The sequence below is a fragment of the Ruegeria sp. CF2 genome (assembly GCF_056537385.1).
On record NZ_JBQFRL010000001.1, the window covers coordinates 1,917,193 to 1,943,354 of the forward strand.

Genomic DNA, 26,162 nt, shown 5'->3' on the forward strand with positions numbered 1-26,162 from the left:
TCCAAAACGGGGTTCGAAGGGCATGCCACGGCCGACCATAGTGCCAACCGCGGCACTTTCGACTCAGGTACGGAGTTTCTGAAAGCAAATTGTTGAACGGCAGGAAAACTTGGACGATACTGCGCCGCAAGCCGAGAGGGACACAAGACTCCTCCGGGCAGGCAAAACGAGGCATGAGCATGAAACAGTTCCTCATTATCGCGCTATGCGCCACGTCGCTGACCACTTTGGCCCCGGCCACGACCGAAGCGGCGCAGATCAAACGTGCATGTTTGGCGTCCGACCGTTCGGCGGCGACACGCGACAGGTGCAAGTGCATCCAGCGGGTGGCCGATCAGGCTTTGACCAACAAAGACCAGAAAACCGTGGCCAAGTGGTTCACCGACCCGCATCAGGCCCAAGAGCTGAAGATGTCGAAATCCGCTCGCGATGACGCGCTGTGGGAGCGGTATCAGAACTTTGGCCGCATGGCGCAGGCGATCTGCAGCTGACGCTGACCGCGATCCTTGACCTGACCCGCCCTGCGCCTCAGTAATGGCGCAGTGAAAGGGAAATCATATGGTGACGAAAGGGTTGACCCTGCGCGGTCTCGAAGTGTTCGAGGCCTTGGCGCGGACCGGTTCGGTGGCACAGGCTGCCGAGATTACCGGACTCAGCCAGCCATCGGTCAGCCAGCAGTTGCGCAATCTCGAGAATGCTCTGGGCACGGACCTGGTGGATCACGGGCGGAGACCCATGCGCCTGACCCAAGCCGGGCGCAGCTTTCTGGCGCGGGCCGAATCCGTACTGGCCGAGTTGCAGATGGCCCAAAGCGAGCTGTCGGTCATGGACCTGGGTCATCTAAGCACGCTTTCGATCGGCCTGATCGACGATTTCGACAATGACCTGACCCCGCGTCTTGCCACGTTGCTGGCCGACAGCCTGACCCGTTCCAAGTTCAAACTCATAACTCTCCCCAGCCTCGAAATCTTTGAGGCGCTGGCTTCGCAACGCCTGCATCTGGCGGTTTCGGCCCATAGCGGCGAGGTGCTTGAAGGCGTGGTGGAGTACCCTTTGGTGCAGGATCCTTTCATTCTGGTCGCGCCGAAGGGCGGTGTGCCCAATGGGGGCGTAGAGGCTGCTTTGCAGACCCTGCCCTTTCTGCGCTATGCGCGGGAACAGTTGATCAGCCGGCAAATCGAAAGCCACCTGGCGCGGCAACAGCTGCAGTTCGAAGAGCGGTTCGAGATCGGGTCGCACTTGGCACTGATGGCGATGGTGGCGCGTGGCCTTGGCTGGGCGATCACCACGCCGTTGGGATACATGCGCGCAGCCCGCTTCCACGAAGGCATGGATGTCTACCCGGCTCCGTTCGGAGAGTTCTCGCGCACTATTTCCCTGTTCACTCGGTCTGACTGGTCAGATCAGGTTCCGCGCGAAGTCGCGGGCATGACGCGCCGTTTGATGCAGAGTCAGATGATTGAACCAGCCCTTTCCCGCCTGCCCTGGTTGTCCGGACAGTTGAAGGTGATCGGCGGCTAGCCGTCCAGATATGCCACCAACCCATCCACGGCGGCTTCGATGAGGTCCAGCGCCCCGTCGAAATCGCGGGTATAGTAGGGGTCGGGCACATGATCAGCGCCGGTGTGGGGCGCAAATTCGGTCAGCATGCGTACAGGTGTAGGATTGTCGGCCGGGCGCAAAGCCTCGATCTTGGCGAGATTTTCGCTGTCCATACCGATGATCAGGTCAAACCTGTCAAAATCAGACACCGCAAACTGGCGCGCGCGCAGATCGCTCAGCTCCACCCCTCGGTTGCGAGCCGCGTGTTGCATCGGCGCATAGGGTGGATCCCCGACATGCCAGTCGGACGTTCCGGCACTGTCGCAGGCATGATGAGGCGCCCTGACACGAAAAACACCTTCGGCAGCAGGGGAACGGCAGATGTTGCCGAGGCAGACAAACAGGATACGCTGTGACATGGCTCGGGTTTAGCGTGTGGAGGGCGAATGGAAAAGATCGTGATTTTGACCGGAGCCGGGATTTCGGCGGAAAGCGGATTGGGCACCTTTCGCGATGAAGGCGGATTGTGGGCACAGCACCGGATCGAAGACGTGGCGACACCCGAAGGTTTTGCCCGAAACCCTGCCCTTGTTCATGGCTTCTACAACGCGCGCCGGATGCAGGCGGGTGGCGCCGACCCAAATGCAGCCCACACAGCACTGGCCCGGCTTCAGCACGACTGGCCGGGAGAAGTGGTGATCGTAACGCAGAACGTGGACAGCCTGCACGAAGCCGGAGGTGCGACCGCGGTTATCCACATGCACGGCATCCTGTCCGGCGCGCTGTGCGCCTCTTGCGGGCATCGCTGGACTTCGCCAGCGGAAATGTCCGTGGGCGAACCGTGCCCCGCCTGCCGCGCGGCAACCGCCCGACCCGACATCGTGTGGTTCGGCGAAATGCCTTACCACATGGATCAGATTTACGACCATCTGGCACAGGCCGGGATATTCGCCGCCATCGGAACCTCTGGCCAAGTCTACCCAGCTGCGGCCTTCGTGCACGAAGCCATAGCTGCGGGCGCACAGACGGTCGAATTGAACCTCGAGCCTTCGGTTGGTGCATCCAGCTTCGATCAGACGCTGCTTGGCCCCGCCACCCAGATCGTGCCACGCTGGGTCGATGACTTGCTGGGCCGCAGGTGACTCGGGTCATCCCGCTGGTCTAAGCTAAAGGAACCTGAACCAGGAGAAACTGATGACCGAGCCTGAAGCCCCCCGTGGCGAAATCGTTGACGACGAAGGCATCGACAGCCGCGAAGCGCTGGGCGACACCCTTGCGGATCTGTGGTGGACGTTCCTGCTGCGCGGATTGCTTGCGGGGGCCGTTGGCGTCGCCGCGCTGTTCTGGCCAACGGGCAGCATCGCTCTTTTGCTGCGGCTGGTAGGGGTGCTGCTGATCCTCGATGGCGGCCTGACCCTGCTTGGCTTTGGGCGGCGGGGACTGATCGGAGGCGCGGGTATCGGGGCGGTCTTGATTGGGCTGGTCTTTTTGATCTGGCCGGAAGGCACAGCACGTCTGACGTTCTTTCTGCTGGGCGCCTGGGCGTTGATCATCGGGATCGGCTCGCTGATTTCGTTGGGCCAGATGCATCAGCTGGACCCAGAACGTGCGACCGTCCGGAACTCGGGCATCGTGGCTCTTATCATCGGGCTGGTGCTGATCTTCTGGCCCGGAAGCGGCGTTGTCGCACTGGGCTGGGCAATCGCGTTCTCCGCCTTGGCCTTTGCCGGCGTTATGCTGTTCATGGCCGCACGTTTCAAACGGGCCGGAGAACGGGTTTCGATGCGCGTTGTCAACAAGTGAAGAACAACGCTGATCGGCAGTTGAAACGCGAACAGGCCGGGGCTTGCCCCGGCCTGACGCATGGATGACGGCCGCATCGCGGCCCGAAGACAGGCGTGCTGTCAGTTCGAGTGCTTCATATGCCCGTGGCCGTCTTTCCGTTCCAGGTCCACGGGAATCTCGACAACGACCTCACCGGCCTGCTCAAAAACCAAAGTGACGGGTATGGTTGCGCCCTGCTCAAACGGCTGCTTGAGCCCCATGAACATCACATGGTCTCCGCCCCGCTGCAGCATATGCGCCTCGCCGGCGGGGATCGCAAAACCCTCCTCGACTTCCATCATCTTGGCCACGCCGTTGTCGTCGATCTTGTGCGTATGCAGTTCGACCCGTGCAGCGATATCGGATTTCACAGCGACGAGTTGATCATCGGTGTCGCCTGAATTGCGGATCATCATGAAGGCCGCACCAGCCTTGGCATTAGCCCCCGAGGATCGGGCGTAGGCATCCTCAACCGAGATCACACTTTCCGCATGGGCGGCGGTGGACATGATTGCAGCGACGAAAATAGCGGGCAGGATTGATTTGAAGGGCATCTCGCCTCTCCTTTTTGACTGTCTGATTGTGTTGCGAACGGTTTCAGACAGGGGCCGGCGGCGCGCGCGCCGGTCGCTGCGGGATCGGAGCCGCAACAAGGCTGTCGGAACGCAGCGGTATGTCAGACTTTTCCCGCTCGGGCCCTTTCGGTGCCGGCGGAGGGGCATTCAGAACCGCACCCAGCAAGTTGAGCGCATAGTCGGGACAGAAATGAGGTGGTTTGGTGGGCTGGCCGTGCTCGTCCATATAGACAACCACAGGACCGTTCCCGGTGCAAAGCACCATTTGACCGACCGCCGCATTCAATCCCCGTGACGCCGCAAAACCCTGGCCTGTCAGAACCAGCATCAGCGACAGTAGCAACGGCAACACGAGGCGATAGGATCGGGTCATCTTGGCAGAGGTTTAGGCCCGATCGGAAACGGACTTCAAGTGCCTTCGTGAACGCTGAGACAGTTTGGCGCGAACCAAGGAAAAAGGGCCGGCCTGACCGGCCGACCCCAGAATTTGTCTTGATCGGGACCGTCAAAGAACTCCGCGATCATCCGGACCGGTGTTGAGACCGGTATGCAGCCGGTTCACCCGCCGCTGCATCCGCGCACAGCTGGAAAATGACCCGACCAGAAGAGTCGAAAGGAAGGAAATAATAATTGAAGTATTCGCAGACATTACCACACTCCGCCGTAGAATAACCGCATACATAAAACGGATTCAAAACCCTGTATGTGAACAATGTCACGTAGTCGCGTTCTTCTGCCTTCCGCACCGACACCGCGTGCGACACCAGTCCAACGGCAAAGTGATCGGGACGGTCTGGTTTGGGCGGAAATTCAGGCGTAGATCGTGGTCATGCCACTCAAAGCGCACACAGAAATTCAGTTCCTCAGGCTGCCGCAGATTGAGCCAGCTGAAATCGCACGGCACATGTCTGATCCCCGCGTCGCCCGGCATCTGCCTTTGCTGACGGGGCCCTGGGACATCGCGATGGCGCGGGCTTTCATAGACGCAAAAGAGGCCTGCTGGGAGCGCAACGGGCTTGGGCACTGGGCGATCACGTCCGGCGGTTGCTATGTCGGCTGGGGCGGGTTCCAGCGTGAAGGCAGCGAATGGGATTTCGGCCTGGTCCTGACGGCGGATGCCTTCGGTCTGGGCACGCGCATCACCCGCAAGGCCATCGCATTCGCCCGAGCTGATGAACGTATTCCCCATGTCACTTTTCTGCTTCCACCGTCCCGCCGCAATCTCTCTGCGCTACGGCGCATCGGCGCGCGTTACGTCGGTCCGGTGACCCATTCCGGCGCGCAGTTCCTGAAATACAGGCTTGAGACAGGTTGAGGCCCACAGACAAACGAAAAGCCCCTGCACCAATGGGTACAGGGGCCACGAAACAGTCTTTGGGAAAATCAGGCCGAGGCTTGCGCCTTGGCGATTTCCTTTTTCACTTTCAGCGCGTTGGCGGACAGCTCTTCGTCCTTGGCTTTTGCCAGGAACGCGTCCAGACCACCACGGTGATCGACCGAGCGCAGCGCGGCGGCCGAGATGCGCAGCTTGACGCCACGACCCAGGGTTTCCGACTGCAGGGTCACGTCGTTCAGGTTGGGCAGAAAACGACGACGAGTTCTGTTTTTGGCGTGGCTGACATTGTTGCCAGTCATCGGGCCTTTTCCGGTCAGTTCGCAACGGCGCGACATGGTTTCTTCCTTTGTTTCTGGAGGCCGGGCATAAATCCGCAGCCAAATCACAAGGGGCACAACCCGAAGTCGCGCCCGAAAACTGGTTGGATGCGTTTAGTGGGAATCGCCGGAAGGGTCAAGACAGCAGCTGCGAAATCTTTCCTTGCCAATAAATGGTCCTGAAACGGCTCAGGCATCGACAAGCAAAGGCCTTTGATTTTTTAGGTGACGAGCAATCAGACGGGTCTGCTGTTGGCTTATCGGGATCAACCTAGCGGGTTCGGATTCGTGGTTCTCGTCAGCCAGTTCCGGAAAAATCGTAAGGATTTCAGTCCTTGCCGCGGGTCCCAGAGATTTCAGCGCCTCAGGGCCAGTATACAGGCTTTCGGTCGGCGCGGATTCGGCAAACAGGATCTCGTGCCGATCGAACAGCAGATGGAAGTACTCGATGCTATCGACCGTGCAATCTACGAAGATCCCCGGCAGCGCCGTCAGCTTGATCGCGGGAATCAGAACTTGAGACTGGCCGAACATGCGTTGCGCGATGCGAGAACCGACCATCATGCGGTGCTGGCGGGAAACCAACAGGTCCCGCGTGGGCAGCCCTGCACCCAAAGCCCCGGCGCAAATACGAACTGGGCGCAGTTTCGGATTGGCCCTCAGATCAACCGCATCAAACCTGCGCCGACCGATCCAGCGGATGGATTGGTTGCCGCTCTCGGCCGTACAGATCAGGTCGCCGGTGCGCAGGTCTTGCACCTGTACCGGGCCGCGGTCAGTCAGAATGCTCGTGCCAGCGGTAAAACACGGAACGCCGGATCCGTTTTCAAATGCGGAATAGGTGACTGTGATGCCCGACGGCAGAGTGAAACTGCCGCTGGTCAACGAATAGCTGGTGCCGGCAGACACGGTAAATGTCCCGAATGAGCTGTCGTTGACCACGGTTCCAGCAGGCAGATTCAGCGTGTCGGTACCACTGCCACCGCGCACGTCGCCGGACACGCTGGTGCTGCGGAAGTTCAGAACATCATTTCCGCCGCCCAGACGGATATTGCCAATGACCGAGCCTTGCAGCGTGACCGTGTCGTCATCTGATCCGGCCCTTACCTGACCGCCGATCGTGCTGCCGATCACCGTGATCGTATCGATCCCGGCATTTCCACGGACACTGCCAGAGATGGTACTGTTGGTGACAGTGATGATGTCGTTGCCGCCGCGCGCGCGGATATCATCAATCGGCGTACCTTGAGGGGTGCCGTTCAGCGTACCGTTGTCATTGGTGACATCGATATCGTCGTCGCCGTTTGTCCCAAAGATATCGGGCATAAGAGGCGGATCCTGTTTCTCCGCTTGGTCACGGCCAGCCAGTTGCGCTCCGGTTTTTCTGTGTGCTGGGCGCCACAACCAAGGATTTCACCTGCTCTCAGGCTACAGAACTCTTGGGCGTTGCGCCAAGTTTTCCTGTCCGCGCGGGCAATGGTGTTACCCGGATGCAAGAGTCCGCAACATCCGCTCGGCCGCCACCGAGGGGCTGAGCCGACCCGACCCGACCTCGGCGCCCAGCCGGTCCATCTCGGATCGGGCCTGCGGGGTTTCCAGCTTGGCGAGCAGCGCGTGACGCACTTCCTGGTCGAACCAGTAGCGGGCCTGCTCGGCGCGGTTGGTACCCCAATGACCGTTCTGTTTGCGCCAGTCGGCCAGGGCCTGCATCTCGGCCCAGGCCTGGTCCAGGCCGTGTTCCTCGACCGCTGAAACGGTCATCGCCTTGGGAAAGCCCTCGGGGTCCTGCGGGCGTTTGCGCAGCAGGCGCAGCGCCCCGGCATAGTCGGCGCAGGTGCGGGTGGCCGTCGCTTTCAGGTCGCCGTCGGCCTTGTTCACAAGGATCATGTCGGCCATCTCCATGATGCCGCGCTTGACGCCCTGCAATTCATCCCCGCCGGCCGGGGCCAGCAGCAGCAGGAAAAGGTCGGACATTTCCGACACCACGGTCTCCGACTGGCCCACGCCCACCGTTTCGATCAGCACCACGTCGAACCCGGCCGCCTCGCACAGGGCGATGGCCTCGCGCGTGCGGCGGGCGACGCCGCCCAGATGGCTCTGGCTGGGTGAGGGGCGGATGAAGGCGTTCGGCTCGCGGCTGAGGCGTTCCATCCGGGTCTTGTCGCCCAGGATCGAGCCGCCCGACCGGGCCGAGCTGGGATCGACCGCCAGAACCGCCACCCGCAGCCCCTGCCCGATCAGCATCATGCCGAAGCTTTCAATGAAGGTGGATTTGCCCACCCCCGGCGTTCCCGACAACCCGATGCGCAGCGCCTGCCGCCCGGCACCCGACAGCGCCTCGAGCAGCTGCGCCGTCTGGGCGCGGTGATCGGCGCGGGTGCTTTCGACAAGGGTGATCGCGCGGGCCAGCGCCCGGCGGTCGCCCTTGAGGATCCTGTCGGCAAGCTCGGCTGTAGTCATGGGCGCGGTCCTTCGTCGAAATCTGCCCTAGATGACGGGGATGGGCCGGGTTTGTCCAGTACCGCCGGGCACGGGATTTGACGCAGGCGTTCTGGACCTTGGCCGAGGCTTTGGCGATAAGGCGGCATGACCCGTCTACCGATCGACGATGCCCTGCCCGACCTGATCGCCGCGCTGCGCACACGCGGCCGCGCGGTGCTGCAGGCCCCGCCCGGCGCCGGCAAGACCACGCGCGTGCCTCTGGCGATGCGCGACGCCGGCCTGTGCGACGGGCGGATCGTGATGCTGGAACCGCGGCGGCTGGCCGCCCGCGCCGCTGCCGAACGCATGGCCGAGACACTGGGCGAACGCGCGGGCCAGACCGTCGGCTATCGCGTGCGGGGCGAGACGAAAGTGTCGAATGCCACCCGGATCGAGGTGGTGACCGAAGGCATCCTGACCCGGATGCTGCAGTCCGAGCCCGATCTGCCCGGTGTTGGGGCGGTGATCTTCGACGAATTCCACGAACGATCTTTGAACGCCGATCTGGGGCTGGCCCTGTGCCTCGAGGTCGCCGGTGCGCTGCGCGACGACCTGATCCTGCTGGCGATGTCGGCCACGCTGGATGCCGATCCGGTGGCGCGGTTGATGGACGCGCCGCTGGTGACATCCGAGGGGCGCAGTTTTCCGGTTCAGACCCGCTGGCTGGACCGCCCGCTTGGCCTCCAGACGCGGCGGCTGGATGCGTTGGTCGATCTGGTGGTGCAGGCCGAGCGCGAGACCCGCGCCACCGGCGGCGGTATTCTGCTGTTTCTGCCGGGCGAGGGCGAAATCCGCCGGGCCGAGGCCGCGCTGGCCGGGCGGCTGCCCGGCGATTGTACGATCCGGCCGTTGTTCGGCGCCCTGCCCTTTGCCGCCCAGCGCGCCGCCCTTGCGCCGGTCGAGACCGGACGCAAGGTGGTGCTAGCCACCTCGATCGCCGAGACCTCGCTGACCATTCCGGACATCCGGGTGGTGGTGGACATGGGTCAGGCCCGCCGCGCGCGGTTCGATCCGGGCTCGGGCATGTCGCGCCTAGTGACCGAGCGCGTCACCCGCGCCGAGGCGACCCAACGCGCGGGCCGCGCGGGCCGCGTGGCCGAAGGGCTGTGCTATCGCCTGTGGTCGAAGGGTGAGGAAGGCGCCCTGCCCGCCTTTCCACCCGCCGAGATCGAAGCCGCCGACCTGACAGGCCTTGCGCTGGAACTGGCCCTGTGGGGGGCCGAGCCGCAGGATCTGGCCTTTCTGACACCCCCGCCCGAGGGGGCGCTGGCCGGGGCGCGCGCGCTGCTGCGGATGCTGGGCGCGCTGGACGGCAAGGGCCGGATCACCGAACATGGCCGCGCACTGGCTGGTCTGCCGCTGCATCCGCGGCTGGGGCACATGCTGGTCACGGCCGGCGCGCAGGCCGCTCCGCTTGCCGCCCTGATGGCCGAGCGCGACCCGTTGAAGGGCGCGCCGGTGGACCTGTCGCTGCGACTCGAGGCGCTGCGCGATCCGCGCGCCTATCAGCGCAACCGGATCTGGCCCGCCAATCCCGGCGTTCTGGACCGAATCCGGTCCGAGGCGAAACGGCTGCGCGGCCAGATCAAGACCGAAGGCGACCCGCTGAGCCCGGCGGCGATGGCCGCGCTGGCCTATCCCGACCGGGTCGGCCAGCGGCGCAAGGGCGACGCGCCGCGCTATGTGCTGTCGGGCGGCAAGGGTGTGGTGATGGACCCCGGCGACCCGCTGGCCGCGGCGCCGTATCTGGTGGCCATCGACACTGACGGCAACCCGCGCGAGGCCCGGCTGCGCATGGCCGCGCAGATCACCGAGGCCGAGATCCGCGCGCTGTTCGCCGACCAGATCGAATGGGTCGATACCTGCGCCTGGTCGAAACGGGACCGCCGGGTGGTGGCCCGGCGGCAGGAACGGTTCGGTGCGCTGGTGCTGGATGACCGCATCTGGAAGGACGTGCCCGACGAGTCCGTGGCCCGCGCGATGCTGGACGGCGTGCGCGATCTGGGCTTGCGGCTGGAGGGCAAAGCGGCGCGACTGGCCGCACGGGTCGAGCTGGTACGGGCGGCGGGCGTCGACCTGCCTGATTTCTCGGACAGCGGGCTGATGGACACGCTTGAGGATTGGCTGCTGCCGATGCTGACGGGCGTGCGCAGTGCCGAGGATTGGAAGCGGTTCGACCTGCTGCCCGCCCTTCAGGCGCGGCTGAGTTGGGACCAGATGCAGGAACTGGACCGCCGCGCGCCTCCGGCCTTCGTCACGCCGCTGGGGCGCAAAGTCCCGATCGACTATGGCAAGGCGGTGCCCGAAATCGCCGTTCGCCTTCAGGAGATGTTCGGGGTCACACGGCACCCGATGGTGGGCGGCGAGCCGCTGAAGATCACCCTTCTGTCCCCCGCGCAACGCCCGATCCAGATCACCCGCGACCTGCCGGGGTTCTGGGCCGGGTCCTATGCCGATGTGCGCAAGGACATGCGCGCGCAATATCCCAAGCACCCCTGGCCCGAGGACCCGACCCAGGCCGACCCGACCCTGCGGGCCAAACGCAGGGGTGCTTGAATACCGTCTGTCAGATTGATATCTCTCGCCGTCTGGAAGGCAGAACAACAAAAAAAACGGCAGGCACCCGCAATGACATGGCTGCACAAATTTTGGGAGGGGGTCCTGAAACCCCTGTTTCAGCGTCCGCGCCTCGTGCAGTTCGCGGCGCTGTGTACCCATGGCGATGGCCCCGATACGCAGGTCCTGCTGGTCACCAGCCGCGACACCGGGCGGTGGATCATCCCCAAGGGCTGGCCGATTGACGGGTTGAACGGGGCCGAGGCGGCGGCGCAGGAGGCCTGGGAAGAGGCCGGCGTGCGCACCGCCGAGGTCGATCCAGAGCCGGTCGGCAGCTACTGCTACGGCAAGGTCCGCAAAAGTGGCGTGATCGATCCGGTCTGCACCACGGTCTATCGGCTGCGGGTCACCGAACTGGCCGATGAATTTCCCGAAATGCACGAACGCACCCGCGAGTGGGTCTCGCCGCAAGAGGCGTCCGAACGGGTCCATGAACCAGAGCTGAAAAAGCTGCTGTTGCGGATCTAACCGCCGGCACCGCTCAGCCCGGCACGGATCTGATCGGGGGTCAGCGGACCCGTCTCGCCCCGCGTGATCAGCGCTGCCAACCGGTCGCAGATCGGGGTCGGCGTGCCGGTTTCGCGGCCCAGGCGAATGATCTCACCCTGCAGGCTGTCAATTTCGGTCGGACGACCGGCATCCAAATCATAGGCCATCGAGGTGCGCGCGGCGGGGTCGATCGTCAGCATCCGCGCCGCGATGCGCGAAAACAGCGGTGTGGGCAGGCGCAGGACATGCGGCGTCATCCAGGCCGGCAGCGGCGTGGTCGAGGCCACGGGGTGCCCGGAGGCGGCCAGAACCGCCAGCGCCTCGGCCATCTGATCGGCCATCAGGCGGCGCCAGTCGCGGTTCAAAAGCTGTTCGCGCAGGGTCAGACCCGACAGCGCGTTCAGTGCATTGTTGAGGTTGATGACCAGCTTGCCCCATTGCACCGCCTCGATCCCGTCGGTTTCGGTGACGGGCAGATCGGGCGAGGACAGGCGGCGGGCCAGCGCGCCGGGGCCGGACTGGATCACGATGTCGCCGGATGTCGCGCGATGCCAGGTGGCCGGACCGGCAGGCACCACGTTGAACGGCACCATCCCGGCGCGCACGTCCCGCCCGGGCAGCGCGATGCGCAGCGTGCGCGCGTTTTCCATCCCGTTCTGCCACGAAATGACCGGGGCCGCGGAAGGGGCGTGCGCGGCGATCAGGCGGGCCATCTCGGCTGTGGCGCCGGTTTTCACCGTGACCAGAACCAGATCGGCGTCGGACAGGCAGGCAGGGCCTTCAGACAGTGTCAGACGGCCGGCGGGGATCGTTTTGCGCAGGCCCGAATAGTCCGTCGCGGTCAGCCCATTCTGCCGGATCGGATCCAGCACCCGCGCCCGGCCCAGCAGCGTAACGTCATGCCCGGCATCGGCCAGCAGGCCCCCGCAATAGCATCCGATGCTGCCCGCACCCGCGATCACAAGTTTCATGCCGTCCCCTTCCCGTTTGCCGCCAAGGATCGCCGGGATCCCTCGGGCAGGCAAGCCGGGCGAGCGCTGACGTGACGTTCAGCGCGCGAGCCGGGGTTTGGTGCGTTCCAGCTCCGGGGTGATTGGTATGAACTCGTCCTCGTCCCCCGGCGGCAGGTGGAAGGCACCGTTGGCCCAATCGGCGGATTTCCATTCGCGGATCGCCGTTTCGATCTTGTCCTTCGAAGACGAGACGAAGTTCCACCAGATATACCGATCCTCATTCATCGTGGCCCCGCCCAGCAGCATCAGCCGCGCCCCCGCCGGCCCGGCCGTCACCGACAGGCGATCACCCGGGCGGAAAACCATCATGCGGCCTTCCTCGAACCGGTCACCCGCGATCTCGACCGAGCCCTGGGTGACGTAGACGCCCCGATCCTCATGATCGTCGGGCAGCGGAAAGGCGGCGCCGGGGTCCAGTTGCACGTCCAGATAGAAGGTTTCCGACAGCATCGTGACCGGGCTGGTTTCCCCATAGGCCGAGCCAAGGATCAGCCGGGCGCTGACACCGGCATCCTGGATATGCGGCAACGCGGCCTGTTTGTGATGTTCGAAATCGGGGGCCATGTCTTCGTGCGCTTCGGGCAGCGCGATCCAGGTCTGGATCCCGAACAGGCTGTGCCGCTTCGCGCGGGTTTCGGCGCTGGTACGTTCGGAATGGGTGACGCCGCGGCCCGCGACCATCCAGTTGACCTCGCCGGGATAGATCATCTGATGGGTTCCGAGGCTGTCGCGATGTTCAAACTCGCCCTGGTACAGGTAGGTGACCGTGCCCAGCCCGATATGCGGGTGTGGACGTACGTCGATGCCGCCATCAGTGATGAACTCGGCAGGTCCCATCTGGTCGAAGAAGATGAAGGGCCCCACCAACTGGCGCTTGACCGAGGGCAGCGCGCGGCGGACCTCGAACCCGCCCAGGTCGCGGGCGCGCGGGATGATCAGGGTTTCCAGCGCCGAACCTTCGGTGACGCATTCGGGGCTGTGGGTGGGGTTCCAGCTCATGTCGGCCTCCAATCCGGTGCGATGGGATGTTCACCCTTGCCAATCTAGCGCAAAATACCAGCGGACAAAGTGCATCAGCGCACAGACAGGCTGCGCCCCGGATCAGCCCTGTGCGCGGGGCCAGAGTTGCGGGAAAAACGGGCCGGCGATCCGGTCGCCCTCGGCATAGCCGGCGGCCTCAAACTGCGCCCGCTCCTCCTTGGCCCAATCGCCGCGATACCGGATCACCCCGTCCGGCCCGGTCATGCGCAGGGTGAAGCGGCGCACCGTTTCCGTGGGTGTGACCGAGGACAGCCCCCCGTGCAGCGTGCGCATGTCGAAATAGATGCAGTCGCCCAACTCCATGTCCCATTGCAGCAGGTCATAGGCGCCGGGATCGGCATTCACGTCCGGTGGCGGGTGATAGGTGCGGCCTGCAACCTGCGTGGGTTCATAACTGGGGTGCCCGTCGGCGAACCGCACCCGCATGAACAGCTTGTCCCACAGGTGCGAGCCGCGCACGAAGGCGATCCCGTTGTCTTTGCTGACCGGTTCAAGCGGCAGCCACAGCACGCACATCGAGCCTTCGAAATCGAAATAGGACAGGTCCTGATGAAATGGCGGGCGAGAGGTCGATCCGGCCTCGCGCAGGAACCAGTTGTCCATCACCAGATTGATCGGCGCGGCGCCCAGCAATTCGGACGCGATTGGCGCGCAGGGCGAGTTGCGGACGAAGTCCTCGAACTGAGGGATCTTGCTCCAGGCCCAGTAGTCCTCGAGATAGGCCGGCGCATCCGGGTCCTTGGTGTGGCGGGTGAAGTTCTCGGTCGGGGTCTGCAAATCGGCGTCGATGCCCGCGCGCAGCATCTCCAGCCAGTCCGCGCTGAACTTCCGGCGCAGCACCACCGCGCCGTCGCGGCGGAAGGCATCGATTTCATTCTTGGTCAGCAGGCTCGTATCTGTCATCGGCTTCCCCCTTGGTGACGCAACCGGAAGGATCGCACCCGAGTGGTGCAGGCGTCAAAGACTACTTTGGTCCATTCCATGCGCTTTCGTCCGCAGGTCGGCCGGATTTTGCCCGGAACGCTCGGAATGAGCCGTGATCGTGCTATCCTTCCACTGTGGCGGTTGGAACAGCTGCCGGGTCAGCACAGGAGAGGTTTCGATGCCCGGAAATTCACTGAACCGAAGAACCATGTTGGTGGCCGGTACCGCGTTGGTCGCCACGGCCGGCAGCGGCCTGATCCTGCCTGCGCGGGCCAGTGGGTTGGCGCCGACCCCGTCGATGCGGGGCGGATCGAACAACTACCGCCCGGGCGCGCCGATCGTCGACCGGATCGGCGGCGGCGGTTTCTGGATGACCGGCACAGTACGGAGGGCCGGCGACGGCGCACCCTTGCCCGGTCAGCGCATCCACATCTGGGCGCATACCACAGAAGGCCACGAGCGCGACCCGCAAAGCCACGGTGCCACCCTGACCGATGCGAACGGAGAATTCCGACTGGAGATGCCGCAGATCGTGCCGGCCTTTGGTCAGCCGCATGGACATCTGGCCTATGACAGCGGCGAATTCGAGACCGTCTTCCTGCGCCCGATCATGTCCAGTGCGCGCGACAAGACCCTCGCCGCGCATTTCGTTCTGCAACCGGTCTGAACCACGTGCCGCACCCGGGCGTTCTTGCGGTCTGGCTGGCGTTGATCGCGGCCGTTGCGGTGCCCGTGGTGGTGGCGGGGTTCAGCCCGTATCTGGCCTGGCGCAGCCCGATCTACATCGCTGCGGGCTTTGCCGGAGTCATCGGGTTGGGATTGCTGCTGGTACAGCCGCTGCTGGCTGCGCGCATGTTGCCGGGGCTGACCGCGATGAACAGCCGAATGGTGCACCGCTGGGTCGGCATCGCCCTGATCGCCATGATTGCCCTGCATGTGGGCGGGTTGTGGATCACCAGCCCCCCGGACGTGGTGGATGCCATGCTGTTCCGGTCGCCTACCTCGTTCTCGGCCTGGGGCGTGGCGGCCATGTGGGCAGCGTTCGCCGCCGCGGCGCTGGCCGCGCTGCGCAGCCGGCTGGGATGGCGGTTCCGCCCCTGGCGGTTGGCCCATGCCAGTCTTGCGCTGGTGACCATCCTGGGCACGGTCGTTCATGCCCTGCTGATCGAGGGCGCAATGGAAACCGTCACCAAGGCCACATTGTGCGGGCTTGTATTATTCGCCTGCGTCGGGGCGTTGATCAGATTGCAGGTCTGGGTCGTGAAACCGCGGGGTTAAGCGACGGGCGCACGTCAGGTCGCCAGGCGCTTGGCATAGGTGGCGCGGTTCATCTCTACATCCCGTACGGTAATGTTGCCGACCTTCGGCGCCGCGGCGGCCAGAACATCCAGAATGATCGCGTTCAGCTCGGCTCGCGTCCGTTCATCCCGTCCCTGCATCAGCAACAGAGAGGCATGGATGAAGGTCTGCGGCTCGGTCCCGATGAAGGAATATGGGATCGGCATCGCGCGGATTTTGAGCGTTGGTGCGTCAAACTCCTCATGCGCGGCGAGGACCCTATAGAGTTCTTCGCATATGGCTTGAAAATCATGCGATTGCTCAAGTCCGGCTGAAAATTCCAAGACGACGTGCGGCATGGGAGCCTCCAAGAACGAAAGAGAACCAGTGGCTCCCATTGAATGTCTGAGGGGGCTTCAGACCCCCAAACACCAGCGCATTACCGCCTTCTGCGCATGCAGGCGGTTTTCGGCCTCGTCAAAGATCACCGAGTTCGGCCCATCCATCACCTCGGAGGTCGCTTCCTCCTCGCGGTGGGCGGGCAGGCAGTGCATGAACAGGGCGTCGGGTTTGGCATGGGACATGAGCTCCGCGTTGACCTGATAGGGCCGCAGCAGGTTGTGCCGGCGTTCCTTCGCGGATTGGGAATCGTGCATCGAAACCCAGGTGTCGGCCACAACCAGATCAGCGCCATCGACGGCCTTGTACGGGTCGCGTTCGACCACGATCTTCGAGCCCTTCTGGCGGGCGAAACCCATGAACTCTTCCTCGGGATCGAACTGGGCAGGGCCGGTGAAGGTCAGGTCAAACCCGAACTGGCCCGCCGCGTGCAGGAACGAGGCGCAGACATTGTTGCCGTCACCCGTCCAGACCACCTTTTTCCCGTCGATGGGGCCGCGGTGTTCTTCATAGGTCAGCACGTCGGCCATGATCTGGCAGGGATGGGTGCGGTCGGTCAGGCCGTTGATCACCGGCACGTCCGAGTATTCGGCCATCTCGGTCAGGATGGTTTCGTCAAAGGTGCGGATCATTATCATGTCGACATAGCGCGACAGCACGCGGGCGGTGTCGGCGATGGTCTCGCCATGGCCCAGCTGCATGTCCTTGCCCGACAGCACCATGGTCTGACCGCCCATCTGGCGCACGCCTACATCGAACGAAACGCGGGTCCGGGTTGATGGTTTTTCGAAGATCAGCGCGACCATGCGGCCGGCCAGCGGCTGTTCATCGTCGGGTGCGGCCTTAGGGCGGCCCAACCGGGCCTGCTTCATCGCGCCGGCCTGATCGATCATCGACCGCAGCGCGGCGGCGTCGGTTTTGTGGATATCAAGGAAATGGTTCATGTCGGTTCGCTTTTTTACTGTCGGTTGCCGGGGGCACCGCCCCCGGCGCATTCGGGAATAGGGGGCGTCAGGCCGAGGCGAGTTGGCCCTGGACCTGCCGGGCGGTTTTCTCGAGGCGGATCTGGGCCTGGGCAATGTCATCCTCGGTCAGGGTCAGCGGCGGCAGCAGGCGGATCACGTTGTCAGCTGCGGGCACGGTGATGACTTCGTTTTCATAACCGGCCGCGACAACATCGGCGTTGGACGCCTTGCATTTCAGGCCCAGCATCAGGCCGGATCCCCGAACCTCTTCGAACACGTCGGGGTGATCGGCGACTAGGCCCTCGAGCTTTTGGCGTAGCAGACCCGCCTTTCGGTTGACGCCGTCCAGGAAGGCCGGGGTTGCCACGTGGTCCAGAACCGCGCAGCCCACCGCGCAGCCCAGCGGGTTTCCGCCATAGGTCGACCCATGGGTGCCCGCGGTCATGCCGCTGGCGGCCGCTTCGGTAGCCAGCACCGCACCTAACGGGAAGCCGCCACCGATACCCTTGGCCGCCATCATGATGTCGGGCGTGATGCCCGCCCATTCATGGGCAAAGAGTTTCCCGGTCCGGCCGACGCCGCACTGCACCTCGTCGAGGATCAGCAGCAGGCCGTTGTCGTCGCAGATCTGGCGCAGGGCCTTGAGTTCGACATCGGGGACGGGGCGGATGCCGCCCTCGCCCTGGATCGGCTCGATCATGATCGCGGCGGTCTTGTCGCTGATCGCGTTGGTCACACCGTCCAGATCGCCGAAGGCGACATGCACGAACCCCGGCAGCAGCGGGCCGAACCCCTTGGTCATTTTCTCGGACCCGGCAGCGGCGATGCCCGCTGAAGAACGCCCGTGGAAAGACCCATCAAACGTGATGATCTCCACCCGCTCGGGTTGCCCCTGATCGTAGAAGTATTTGCGGGCCATCTTGACCGCCAATTCGCAGGACTCGGTGCCCGAATTGGTGAAGAACACCGTGTCGGCAAAGGTCAGATCCACCAGCTTATCGGCCAGCGCCTGCTGCTGCGGAATATGGTACAGGTTCGACACGTGCCACAGCGCGTGCGCCTGTTCAGTCAAGGCGCCGACCAGTGCCGGATGGGCATGGCCCAGCGCATTCACCGCGATCCCCGCGCCCAGATCAAGGAAACGTCGGCCGTCCGCCTCGGTCAGCCAGGCGCCTTCGCCCTTTACGAAGGTCAGCGGAGCACGATTGTAAGTCGGCAGAACGGACGGGATCATCGGATCATCCTTTTTGGAAAACTTGAACCCAGTGACTGAAACACTGAGACCGGGTTCGTCAACAGATTTGGTGAGAGATGCGCGGATTTGGTTCGCGCGCGCAGGATCAAACGGACCGGTTACGAAATGATGCGTCGACGTCGGAGCGGCAGGATATGCACGAGTTTGATCATGGGCGCCCGTATAGCGGGGCCAGCCCAGTGTGGAAAGGCAAAATGTATCCGCCCATGGATTTTTTGCAGGCGCGGGTCGGGCGCCTTGCAATTCGGGCTTGTCATTTCTCTTACGCTGGCGCACCGATGGCCCATGTTCTCACCACAAGCCCACAACCCTGCCCTGGCAGCCGTACTTATCTTCTGCGCCAGCGCTTTCATCGCGGGCACGACATTGCTGGCCAAAGCTCTGGGCACCGAGACACTGGGCCCGCCCCTGCACCCGATGCAGATCAGCCATGGCCGGTTCCTGTTCGCATTTGTGGTCATCGTGGCAGCGGTTGGCGTTCTGCGTCCCCAACTACGGCGTCCCCACTGGGGCCTGCATGTCGGACGCACCAGTTTCGGGTGGTCTGGCATTACTCTGATGTTCGCGTCGGTCGCCTATATCCCCATAGCCGATGCCACGGCGATATCGTTTCTGAACCCTGTTTTCGCGATGGTTCTGGCCATTCCTCTGCTGAAAGAGACCGTAGGGCCTTGGCGCTGGTTGGCGGCGGCGGTGGCTTTGACGGGGGCCATCATCCTGCTGCGCCCGACCCCCGACAGCTTTCAACCCGCGGCTCTGCTGGCCTTGGCGGCGGCGGCAGTGATCGGGATGGAACTGATCTTCATCAAAAAGCTGTCTGGCCGCGAGAGCCCCATCCAGATCCTGCTCATCAACAATGCCATGGGCTTGACGATTGCCAGCATCGCGGTCGCAACCGTCTGGCAGCCACCATCGCCCGCTCAGTGGGCGGCTTTGGCCGGCATTGGTTTTCTGATGGCTTGCGCGCAGGCCTGCTTCGTCAATGGAATGGCCCGGGCAGATGCCTCGTTCGTAGCGCCAATCAGCTATGCAACGCTGATATTCGCCGCGCTTTATGACTTTGCGGTGTTCCGGGTCGTTCCGGATTGGGTCAGTTTGCTGGGCTCAGGGGTCATTCTGACCGGAGCGCTGATCCTTGTCTGGCGCGAGGCCCGAGCCAGACGCCGCTAGAATTTTTTTCTACGTCCTTGTCCGCAGGCGACCCCGATGTCGCAAACTCTCATGAAACCGACACCGCATGACGCACCCTGAATGCGGTTGGTTAGAGAGATTGCCCGATGCACGAACGCCGAATCCCGGAATGGGTCCGTCATGCGCCCGCGCCCTCCGTTCGCAAGTTCGGCATACTTGCCGGGTTCGAGGCCGTGGTTCGCGGCATCCTGATTTCCGTATTCCCCTTGGTGATGTACCGGGCCATGGGCGACGCCGGGTCCGTCTCGCTCGTTTACTTTCTGGTAGGCCTCGTTTCGTTATTGGCTGGACTGATGGTGCCGTTCCTGATCCGTTATATCCCGCGACGATGGGCCTACACAGCCGGCTGCGTTATGTTCATCACCGGCGCTCTGCTGGCCATCGACGGCAGCCCCGAGGCCGTGATCGGGGCACTTGCGCTGAACACCGTGGCCGCGGTGGTTACTTTCATCTGCTTCAACGCCTACGTTTTGGACTACATCAGCAAGATCGAGCTCGGCCGCTGCGAAACAAGCCGGATGTTCTACAGCGCGCTGGGTTGGACAGCGGGGCCGATGGCAGGTGTGATGTTGATGGAATTATGGGCGCCGGCCCCTTTCGTCATCAGCGCGGCCGCCGCCATTGGTATGCTGATCATGTTCTGGGCCATGCGTTTGGGCAACGGCAAACTGATTACCAAGGCCAGGAGGGCAACGCAAAATCCGCTGTCATTTCTGCCTCGGTTCTTTGCCCAACCACGGCTGGTGGCCGGGTATCTGTTTGCCATGATCCGGTCCTGTGGCTGGTGGATCTATGTGGTCTACCTTCCGATTTTCGCCATCGAAAACGGGTTGGGTGAGCAATTGGGCGGCACGCTTTTGTCAGCCACGAACGCCATGCTGTTTGCTGCCCCCCTGATTCTGCGCTGGGTCCAGAACCGGTCTCTGCGCAGCGCCGTGCGAACGGGCTTTGCCGCCTGCGCCACATGTTTTCTGTTGGCTGCATTTCTCTCGGGCTGGCCGGTGGCATCGGTCGTCGCACTGGTCATGGGGTCAATCTGGTTGATCGTGCTGGACATTTGTGCCGGTCTGCCATTCCTGATGGCGGTGAAGCCGTCCGAGCGGACAGAGATGTCCGCAATCTATTCCAGCTATCGCGACGTTTCGGGAATTCTGACACCGGGCGTTGCCGCCTTGGTGTTGCTGGCGACACCGGTGGCTGGTGTTTTTGCGGCAGGTGGGTTTGCACTGCTGGGCGCCTGGTCCGTGGCCGCGCGACTGCATCCGCGGCTGGGACGCCCCCGCGTGCCGCTACAGCCCGGTTCGTTGTCCGAAGCTGCCTAGGCCTTCAAACGGTAACCGGTCCGCAGCATTTGCCAGATGACGGCGCAGATCAGCAGGGTCGACAGCAAACAGACGGCCATCCCCAGCATTGGGTTGCTGTCCGACACTCCGATCATGCCATATCGCAATCCGTCGATCAGATAGAAAACGGGGTTCACGTGACTGATCCTGTTCAGCAACGGCGGCAACGCGTCGACCGAGTAGAAGGTACCGGACAGAAATGCCAACGGGGTGACGATGAAGTTGGTAATGGCGGCCATCTGATCGAACTTGTTGGCGAAGACCCCTGCCAGCAGGCCGAGCGCGCCCATGAACGCACCCCCAAGAATGACGAAAATCAAGGCCAGCGCGGGATGCTGCGGCATCAGCCCCAAGCCAAGCGCCAGCGCAACGGCCAGCATCAACGCGATCAGCACACCCCGTGCGATGCCGCCCGCCAGATAGCCCAGCAATATCTCGAGCGGGGACAGCGGCGGCATCAGGGTATCGACGATGTTGCCCTGCACTTTCGAGATCACCATCGAGGACGAAGTGTTGGCGAAGGCGTTCTGAATCACCGTCATCATCATGATCCCGGGCGCCAGGAATGTCAGGAAGGGCACGCCCATGACATCCGGTCGCCCCGGACCGACGGCTATATTGAAGATCAGCAGAAACAGCCCCGCTGTGACCAGAGGCGCCAGCAGGGTCTGCGTCCAGACCGCCAGAAAGCGCAGGGTTTCGCGCTGGGCCAGTGTCCACAGCCCCATCCAGTTGACCGCTCCGAAACGGCGCATGTCCTGATCCGCGAGATTCTGCATTCCTGCCCCCAATCTGATTCGATGACCGCTTGTAACTCGGCCCGCAGTGATTAGAATAGGGCGCTGAGACGAATTTCGAAGGCGGCCCGTGACCGAGGCCGCTTTCCCGCTTTTGAAAGGCTACCCATGTCCTGGACAGACGAGCGCGTTGAACTGCTCAAGAAAATGTGGGGCGAAGGCCAGTCGGCCAGCCAGATCGCCAAGGAACTGGGCGGGGTCACCCGCAACGCGGTGATCGGCAAGGTCCATCGCCTGGGCCTGTCGAACCGGACCACCGGCGCCGCACCGGCCAAGGCCGAGCCCAAGGAAAAACCGGCCCCCGCGCCCAAGGCCGAAGCCAAGCCCAAACCCGCGCCCAAGACCGAGCCGGCCCGCCCCGCGGCAGCCGCGCCGGCCGCCGAGGCGAAACCGGCCACGCCGCCGCGCCGCCAGATCATTCCGGCCGGCCAGCCGCTGCCGCCGCAGCCCTCGGCCAATGAAATCAGCCCCGAGGCACTGGCCAAGGTCAACGAGGTCGAGAAGAAGGCCAAGAAGCTGACCCTGATGGAACTGACCGAGAAGACCTGCAAATGGCCCGTGGGCGATCCGGCCACGGATGATTTCTGGTTCTGCGGTCTGCCGGCCGAGCCGGGCAAACCCTATTGCGAGGCGCATGTGGGCGTCGCCTTCCAACCCATGAGCTCGCGCCGCGACCGGCGTCGCTGAGGCCCATGCGCCAGGATCCGACAGCGATGGAGGATACCTGGCTGGCCCGGGCCAAACGGCTTTTGGCGCTGGCCGAAACCGGCCAGCATTTCACCACCGATCCGTTCGACCGCGAACGCTATGACGAGATCGTCGGAATGGCCCGCGCGATGCTGGCCGACCTGGGTCGGGTGCCTTTGTCAAAGATCGAAATGGCGATGCCTGCCCACTCGGGCGGATACGCAACACCGAGCATCGACATCCGCGCCGCCGTAATTCGCAACGGCGGTATCCTGCTGGTACGGGAACGCAGCGACGGGTTGTGGGCGATGCCTGGCGGTTTTGCCGATATCGGCAGCTCTCCATCGGAGAACATCGAACGCGAAGTCTTGGAGGAAGCCGGTCTGCGTGTCGCGGCGCAGACACTCTATGCCGTACGCCACAAGGCACGGCATCCCTACCCGGCAGATCCACGGGACTTCTACAAACTGTTCTTCCTATGCAGCCCTTTGGATGCCGCCACCCCGACCCCGGGCCCCGAAACCAGCGAAGCGGCGTTCTTCGCCCCGGATGCGTTGCCGGACCTGTCCCTGACACGCAATCTGGAAAAAGACATCCACGATGCGTTTCAAGCGAACGGCAAGTCACCCAGCCCGGCGATGTTTGACTGACCGCTACTGCGCCGGGTGCGAATGTGGCCCTGCCGGCAGGTGCACCCATTTGGGCAGTTCGTCGGGCGAAACCGAGACATGCAGGCGTTCGGACGGGTCCTGACCTACGGTGCGATGCTTGCGCAGCAGGAAGATCTTGCCCCACCCCCGCCACGTCCCGACCGACGGTGCATGCGGATCGGTGGGAAAGCGGGTGCGCCAATCTTCTGGCAGCGGCAGACCATGCAACTCGGCCTTGTCGAGCATCCACACCAGCGAAATGTTGGCCAGCGGTCGCGCGGGCTCGAACCCGCTGAGTTGCCCCCCGACGTCACCATGCGTGCCGCGGAACCAGACCTGTTCGCAATGGCCGCGGAAATCCGGTGCGGTCGACCAAAGGACCGGCGTGAAGACCTCTCGCGTTTCATCCAGCGCCAGCGCATGATACCCGTGCCGGGTGGACGGCCCGAGGTGGTGATTGTGAAATGAATGCCGCTCTTCGGCCATGCGCCACAGCAGCGGCAGGCGCAGTCCCAATGCCTTGACCGTGTCCCAGACGCCGATCATCTCAACTTCGACGCCGTCGTGGCAGAAATTCCGGCGAAAGTCTTGCGCCGCCTGCCCGCCCGGGTTGCACTCATAATGCCGGTAGGCCTGCTTGATGTTGCGCTCGGTCGCATGCTCGGCCTGCAACAGACCGATCATATCGATGACGCCGGCAAGGCTGCGCACACCATAGGCGCCGCGGGAATAGCCGATGAAGTAGATCCGATCGCCGGGCTTGTACCGCGAGGCAAGATAGCCGTAGGCCCTGCGGATCTGGCGATTGATCCCCCGCCCCATCATCACGTCCAGCGTGGATTTCCAGCTCTCCCATTGCACGCCCGCTTCATAGAAGACCGAGACCCGATTGCCCATTTCACAGCACAATCGAAAGGTCTGGCCGGCATGGGTTTCGAAGCCGGGCTCCAGGGTCGACATCGTTCCGTCCAGGATGATGACATGACTGATGGGTTCGCGGTGGCGCGTTTCGGCAGAATGCTCGGACCGCAGGGGGCGGCCGAGCCATCCAAGTATCTTCTTACCGAACCGCGACAGTACCATTCGACAACAATTCCCAAACCTTGACCGGAGTGAACGGCATGTCCGCCTGCCGCACCCCATGATCCCAGAGCGCATCCTGCACCGCATTTGCAACCGCGGCCAATGCGCCAACGGTGCCTGCCTCGCCGCATCCTTTCATTCCCATGGGGTTGGCCGTTGACGGAACCGGCGCCGAGGTAAACCTAATCATGGGTATGTCAGCGGCGCGCGGCAAGGCGTAATCCATGAACGTTGCCGTGAGCAACTGCCCCTCACCATCATGCACCACGTGCTCGCACAGCGCCTGGCCGATGCCCTGGGCCACCCCGCCATGCACCTGCCCTTCGGCCAGCATGGGGTTGATGAGATTGCCGAAATCATCGACGACCGTATAGCGGTCGACCGTCGTCGTGCCGGTTTCCGGGTCGATCACGATCTCGGCAACATGGGCGCCGTTGGGATAGCTGCGCGCCTCGAGCCGCGTGCGGGCCTCGTGCTGCAGCAGGTCGGTGCGGCCATCCGCGCGGGCCATCTCGGCCGCTTCGATCAGCGTGGGCGTCAGGTTCGACCCCGGCGCGCGGAAGGTTTCATGGTCGAAGGTCACATCGCTTTCCTCGACCCCCAACTTATCCGCCAGATAGGGCGTGAATGCGGCAATCATCTGGTCAATCGTGACCAGCGTCGCCGCGCTTTGCACCGTAACCGAGCGCGACCCGCCGGTGCCGCCGCCCTGCGCCATGCGGTCGCTGTCACCCTGCACGACCCGGATCCGGTCGGCCGGAATTCCCGTCTGGTCCGACAGGAACTGGGCATAGACCGTCTCATGCCCCTGCCCGTTCGATTGCGTCCCGACATAAAGGTTCACGGTGCCATCCTGACAGAATTCGATTTTAGCGCCTTCGGAAGGGTCGCCCAGAATGCTTTCGATATAGTAACAAAGCCCCTGCCCCCGGATCAGGCCGCGTTCGGCGTCGGCGGCCTTGCGCGCGGCGAAACCGGCGGTCTGTTCGGCGGCGCGGGACAGGACCATGTCGAAATCGCCCGCGTCATAGGTTTCACCGGTGGCCGAGACATAGGGAAAAGCCTCGGGCCGGATGAAGTTGCGGCGGCGCAGTTCCCACGGGTCGACGCCCAGTTCCCGCGCGGCGCGGTCCATCGCGCGTTCCAGCACATAGATCGCCTCGGGGCGGCCGGCACCGCGATAGGCATCGACCTGGGTGGTGTTGGAATAAAACCCCTCGACCCGCAGATAGGTTTTCTGCACGTCATAGACGCCGGGCAGCACGCATTTGAACAGGTTGGTCTGGATCGCCTGGCCGAAATGGCTGTTGTACGCGCCCAGGTTGCAGCGGCTGTGGACCCGGTAGGCGGTGATGCGAAGATGCTCGTCAAAGGCCAGTTCGGCCAGCGAGGTCAGGTCGCGCCCGTGGTGGTCGGACAGCATCGCCTCGGTCCGGTCCGACATCCAGTGCACGGGCTGGCCCAGTTGCATCGCCGCTACTGCGACCGAGAAATACTCGGGGTACGGCATCGCCTTCATGCCGAACCCGCCGCCCACATCGGGCGTGGTGACATGGACCGCCTGCGGGTCCAGCCGCAGCTTGTCGGCCAGCTGCGCCTTCATCCCCCAGACGCCCTGCCCGCCATAGCTGAAATGCAGCCGCCCGTCGGACCAGACCGCGTTGCAGCCGCGCGGCTCGATTGAGTTCACGATCACCCGGTTGTCGGCCACCTGCAGCGACACGACATGAGCGGCAGCGTTAAAGGCGGCTTGGGTCGCGGCCTCGTCGCCCACGGCCCAGTCAAAGGCGCGGTTGTCGGGGGCCTCGGGGTGCAGCGGCTCACCGCCCGGCGCAAGGTCCAGCTTGGCGGGGCGGTCGGCTGTGTCCATCCAGATCAGCTCGGCGGCGTCGCGGGCCTGCGCCAGCGTTTCGGCCACGACCATCGCCACCGGCTCGCCGACAAAGCGCACCCGGTCGCGGGCCAGCATGTGGCGCGGGGGACTGGCGGCGCGGCTGCCGTCGCGGTTGACAAGGATCGTGGCGCTCAGCACCGGGTCGATTCCGGCGGCGATCAGGTCATCGATGGTCAGCACCAGCCGCACACCGGGCGCGGCGCGGGCGGCGTCGAGGTCCAGCGCGGTGATGTCGCCATGCGCCACCGGGCTGCGAAAGAACACCGCGTACAGCGCACCGGGCGGCACCGTATCGTCCATGTAGCGCCCCTGACCGGTCAGGAACCGCTGATCCTCGGTCCGGGTGACCGGTTGGCTCTTGCCGAACTTTTCCATGACGCGCCCCTTTCGCTGCCTCAGACCGCGACCCTAGCCTTGATGCGGCGGATGTCCAGTGCGCGAGGTGCTTGGCCCTTTCCCTTC

At 63.8% G+C, this 26,162-nt stretch carries 27 protein-coding genes; 13 read left to right on the forward strand and 14 right to left on the reverse strand.

Features of this window, described 5'->3' with window-relative positions; all coding sequences use genetic code 11:
* The first annotated feature begins 179 nt into the window (after nt 1-179).
* Both ACR0IR_RS09615 and ACR0IR_RS09620 read left to right on the forward strand, forming a co-directional pair.
* Complete coding sequence (locus tag ACR0IR_RS09615; protein ID WP_170362998.1) at nt 180-491, forward strand: hypothetical protein; 312 nt, start codon at nt 180-182, stop codon at nt 489-491.
* Nucleotides 492-558: 67 nt separating this feature from the next.
* Nucleotides 559-1,521 (forward strand): LysR family transcriptional regulator, encoded by a 963-nt coding sequence (locus ACR0IR_RS09620; RefSeq protein WP_170362997.1) that lies wholly within the window; start codon nt 559-561, stop codon nt 1,519-1,521.
* On the opposite strand, the gene ACR0IR_RS09625 is transcribed toward ACR0IR_RS09620, so the two are convergent.
* Nucleotides 1,518-1,961 carry a low molecular weight protein-tyrosine-phosphatase gene (locus tag ACR0IR_RS09625; RefSeq protein WP_170362996.1) on the reverse strand — a complete coding sequence of 148 codons (444 nt, stop codon included), beginning with the start codon at nt 1,959-1,961 and terminating at the stop codon, nt 1,518-1,520. The two genes, ACR0IR_RS09620 and ACR0IR_RS09625, sit on opposite strands and share 4 nt — an antisense overlap.
* 27 nt (nt 1,962-1,988) lie before the next feature.
* Between ACR0IR_RS09625 and ACR0IR_RS09630 the strand changes: the two genes are divergently transcribed.
* Both ACR0IR_RS09630 and ACR0IR_RS09635 read left to right on the forward strand, forming a co-directional pair.
* A complete protein-coding gene (locus ACR0IR_RS09630; RefSeq protein ID WP_170362995.1) occupies nt 1,989-2,684 on the forward strand; it encodes an NAD-dependent deacylase in 696 nt (231 codons plus the stop codon).
* 52 nt (nt 2,685-2,736) lie between these two features.
* Entirely contained in the window at nt 2,737-3,345 is a 609-nt protein-coding gene (locus tag ACR0IR_RS09635) for an HdeD family acid-resistance protein (RefSeq protein WP_170358289.1), read from the forward strand.
* A 101-nt stretch (nt 3,346-3,446) separates the two neighbouring features.
* Here the strand turns inward: ACR0IR_RS09635 and ACR0IR_RS09640 are convergent, their stop codons facing one another.
* On the reverse strand, nt 3,447-3,920 hold the full coding sequence (locus ACR0IR_RS09640; protein ID WP_170362994.1) for a copper chaperone PCu(A)C: 474 nt from the start codon (nt 3,918-3,920) through the stop codon (nt 3,447-3,449).
* Between the two features lie 850 nt (nt 3,921-4,770).
* Between ACR0IR_RS09640 and ACR0IR_RS09645 the strand changes: the two genes are divergently transcribed.
* Nucleotides 4,771-5,256 (forward strand): GNAT family N-acetyltransferase, encoded by a 486-nt coding sequence (locus tag ACR0IR_RS09645; protein WP_170362992.1) that lies wholly within the window; start codon nt 4,771-4,773, stop codon nt 5,254-5,256.
* A gap of 68 nt (nt 5,257-5,324) precedes the next feature.
* Here ACR0IR_RS09645 and rpmB read toward each other — a convergent pair whose 3' ends face one another.
* The 3 genes from rpmB to meaB form a co-directional block, all read right to left on the reverse strand.
* Nucleotides 5,325-5,612 (reverse strand): 50S ribosomal protein L28, encoded by a 288-nt coding sequence (gene rpmB, locus ACR0IR_RS09650; RefSeq protein WP_039532366.1) that lies wholly within the window; start codon nt 5,610-5,612, stop codon nt 5,325-5,327.
* A 171-nt stretch (nt 5,613-5,783) separates the two neighbouring features.
* A complete protein-coding gene (locus ACR0IR_RS09655; RefSeq protein ID WP_170362991.1) occupies nt 5,784-6,920 on the reverse strand; it encodes a Hint domain-containing protein in 1,137 nt (378 codons plus the stop codon).
* Between the two features lie 156 nt (nt 6,921-7,076).
* A complete protein-coding gene (meaB, locus tag ACR0IR_RS09660; RefSeq protein WP_170362990.1) occupies nt 7,077-8,054 on the reverse strand; it encodes a methylmalonyl Co-A mutase-associated GTPase MeaB in 978 nt (325 codons plus the stop codon).
* Nucleotides 8,055-8,180: 126 nt separating this feature from the next.
* Between meaB and hrpB the strand changes: the two genes are divergently transcribed.
* Nucleotides 8,181-10,631 (forward strand): ATP-dependent helicase HrpB, encoded by a 2,451-nt coding sequence (gene hrpB / locus ACR0IR_RS09665; protein ID WP_170362989.1) that lies wholly within the window; start codon nt 8,181-8,183, stop codon nt 10,629-10,631.
* Between the two features lie 72 nt (nt 10,632-10,703).
* A complete protein-coding gene (locus ACR0IR_RS09670; RefSeq protein ID WP_170362988.1) occupies nt 10,704-11,159 on the forward strand; it encodes an NUDIX hydrolase in 456 nt (151 codons plus the stop codon).
* Here ACR0IR_RS09670 and ACR0IR_RS09675 read toward each other — a convergent pair.
* From ACR0IR_RS09675 to ACR0IR_RS09685, 3 genes are all read right to left on the reverse strand, one after another.
* Nucleotides 11,156-12,151: a 2-dehydropantoate 2-reductase gene (locus tag ACR0IR_RS09675; protein WP_170362987.1), complete on the reverse strand. Its 996-nt coding sequence runs from the start codon at nt 12,149-12,151 to the stop codon at nt 11,156-11,158. The two genes, ACR0IR_RS09670 and ACR0IR_RS09675, sit on opposite strands and share 4 nt — an antisense overlap.
* A 78-nt stretch (nt 12,152-12,229) precedes the next feature.
* Nucleotides 12,230-13,192 carry a pirin family protein gene (locus ACR0IR_RS09680; RefSeq protein WP_170362986.1) on the reverse strand — a complete coding sequence of 321 codons (963 nt, stop codon included), beginning with the start codon at nt 13,190-13,192 and terminating at the stop codon, nt 12,230-12,232.
* Nucleotides 13,193-13,294: 102 nt separating this feature from the next.
* On the reverse strand, nt 13,295-14,137 hold the full coding sequence (locus ACR0IR_RS09685) for a phytanoyl-CoA dioxygenase family protein (protein ID WP_170362985.1): 843 nt from the start codon (nt 14,135-14,137) through the stop codon (nt 13,295-13,297).
* Nucleotides 14,138-14,336: 199 nt separating this feature from the next.
* On the opposite strand from ACR0IR_RS09685, the gene ACR0IR_RS09690 reads away from it, so the two are divergent.
* Both ACR0IR_RS09690 and ACR0IR_RS09695 read left to right on the forward strand, forming a co-directional pair.
* A complete protein-coding gene (locus ACR0IR_RS09690; protein WP_170362984.1) occupies nt 14,337-14,825 on the forward strand; it encodes a peptidase associated/transthyretin-like domain-containing protein in 489 nt (162 codons plus the stop codon).
* 5 nt (nt 14,826-14,830) lie between these two features.
* The gene (locus ACR0IR_RS09695; protein ID WP_170362983.1) at nt 14,831-15,436 is read left to right on the forward strand and encodes a ferric reductase-like transmembrane domain-containing protein; all 606 of its coding nucleotides are present in this window, start codon (nt 14,831-14,833) and stop codon (nt 15,434-15,436) included.
* Between the two features lie 14 nt (nt 15,437-15,450).
* On the opposite strand, the gene ACR0IR_RS09700 is transcribed toward ACR0IR_RS09695, so the two are convergent.
* The 3 genes from ACR0IR_RS09700 to ACR0IR_RS09710 all read right to left on the reverse strand — a co-directional run bounded on the left by ACR0IR_RS09700 (nt 15,451) and on the right by ACR0IR_RS09710 (nt 18,034).
* On the reverse strand, nt 15,451-15,795 hold the full coding sequence (locus ACR0IR_RS09700) for a 5-carboxymethyl-2-hydroxymuconate Delta-isomerase (protein ID WP_170337995.1): 345 nt from the start codon (nt 15,793-15,795) through the stop codon (nt 15,451-15,453).
* Nucleotides 15,796-15,852: 57 nt separating this feature from the next.
* Nucleotides 15,853-16,779 carry an ornithine carbamoyltransferase gene (argF, locus tag ACR0IR_RS09705; protein ID WP_170337993.1) on the reverse strand — a complete coding sequence of 309 codons (927 nt, stop codon included), beginning with the start codon at nt 16,777-16,779 and terminating at the stop codon, nt 15,853-15,855.
* 67 nt (nt 16,780-16,846) lie between these two features.
* Nucleotides 16,847-18,034 carry an aspartate aminotransferase family protein gene (locus tag ACR0IR_RS09710; RefSeq protein WP_170337991.1) on the reverse strand — a complete coding sequence of 396 codons (1,188 nt, stop codon included), beginning with the start codon at nt 18,032-18,034 and terminating at the stop codon, nt 16,847-16,849.
* Nucleotides 18,035-18,340: 306 nt separating this feature from the next.
* On the opposite strand from ACR0IR_RS09710, the gene ACR0IR_RS09715 reads away from it, so the two are divergent.
* Together ACR0IR_RS09715 and ACR0IR_RS09720 are read left to right on the forward strand one after the other, a co-directional pair.
* Complete coding sequence (locus ACR0IR_RS09715; RefSeq protein WP_170337566.1) at nt 18,341-19,225, forward strand: DMT family transporter; 885 nt, start codon at nt 18,341-18,343, stop codon at nt 19,223-19,225.
* A 107-nt stretch (nt 19,226-19,332) separates the two neighbouring features.
* Nucleotides 19,333-20,568, forward strand: a complete 1,236-nt coding sequence (locus tag ACR0IR_RS09720; protein WP_170362982.1) for an MFS transporter — start codon at nt 19,333-19,335, stop codon at nt 20,566-20,568.
* Here the strand turns inward: ACR0IR_RS09720 and ACR0IR_RS09725 are convergent.
* Nucleotides 20,565-21,368, reverse strand: a complete 804-nt coding sequence (locus tag ACR0IR_RS09725; protein WP_170362981.1) for an ABC transporter permease — start codon at nt 21,366-21,368, stop codon at nt 20,565-20,567. The two genes, ACR0IR_RS09720 and ACR0IR_RS09725, sit on opposite strands and share 4 nt — an antisense overlap.
* Before the next feature lie 126 nt (nt 21,369-21,494).
* On the opposite strand from ACR0IR_RS09725, the gene ACR0IR_RS09730 reads away from it, so the two are divergent.
* Both ACR0IR_RS09730 and ACR0IR_RS09735 read left to right on the forward strand, forming a co-directional pair.
* Entirely contained in the window at nt 21,495-22,073 is a 579-nt protein-coding gene (locus ACR0IR_RS09730; RefSeq protein ID WP_093962717.1) for a GcrA family cell cycle regulator, read from the forward strand.
* Between the two features lie 5 nt (nt 22,074-22,078).
* Nucleotides 22,079-22,723, forward strand: coding sequence for an NUDIX hydrolase (locus tag ACR0IR_RS09735; protein ID WP_217357059.1), 645 nt, complete (start codon nt 22,079-22,081; stop codon nt 22,721-22,723).
* A 3-nt stretch (nt 22,724-22,726) separates the two neighbouring features.
* On the opposite strand, the gene ACR0IR_RS09740 is transcribed toward ACR0IR_RS09735, so the two are convergent.
* Together ACR0IR_RS09740 and ACR0IR_RS09745 are read right to left on the reverse strand one after the other, a co-directional pair.
* Nucleotides 22,727-23,806 carry a DUF2235 domain-containing protein gene (locus tag ACR0IR_RS09740; RefSeq protein WP_480779064.1) on the reverse strand — a complete coding sequence of 360 codons (1,080 nt, stop codon included), beginning with the start codon at nt 23,804-23,806 and terminating at the stop codon, nt 22,727-22,729.
* The gene (locus ACR0IR_RS09745) at nt 23,784-26,075 is read right to left on the reverse strand and encodes a xanthine dehydrogenase family protein molybdopterin-binding subunit (RefSeq protein ID WP_170362979.1); all 2,292 of its coding nucleotides are present in this window, start codon (nt 26,073-26,075) and stop codon (nt 23,784-23,786) included. The genes ACR0IR_RS09740 and ACR0IR_RS09745 overlap by 23 nt, the downstream gene beginning before the upstream one ends.
* Nucleotides 26,076-26,162 lie beyond the last annotated feature (87 nt).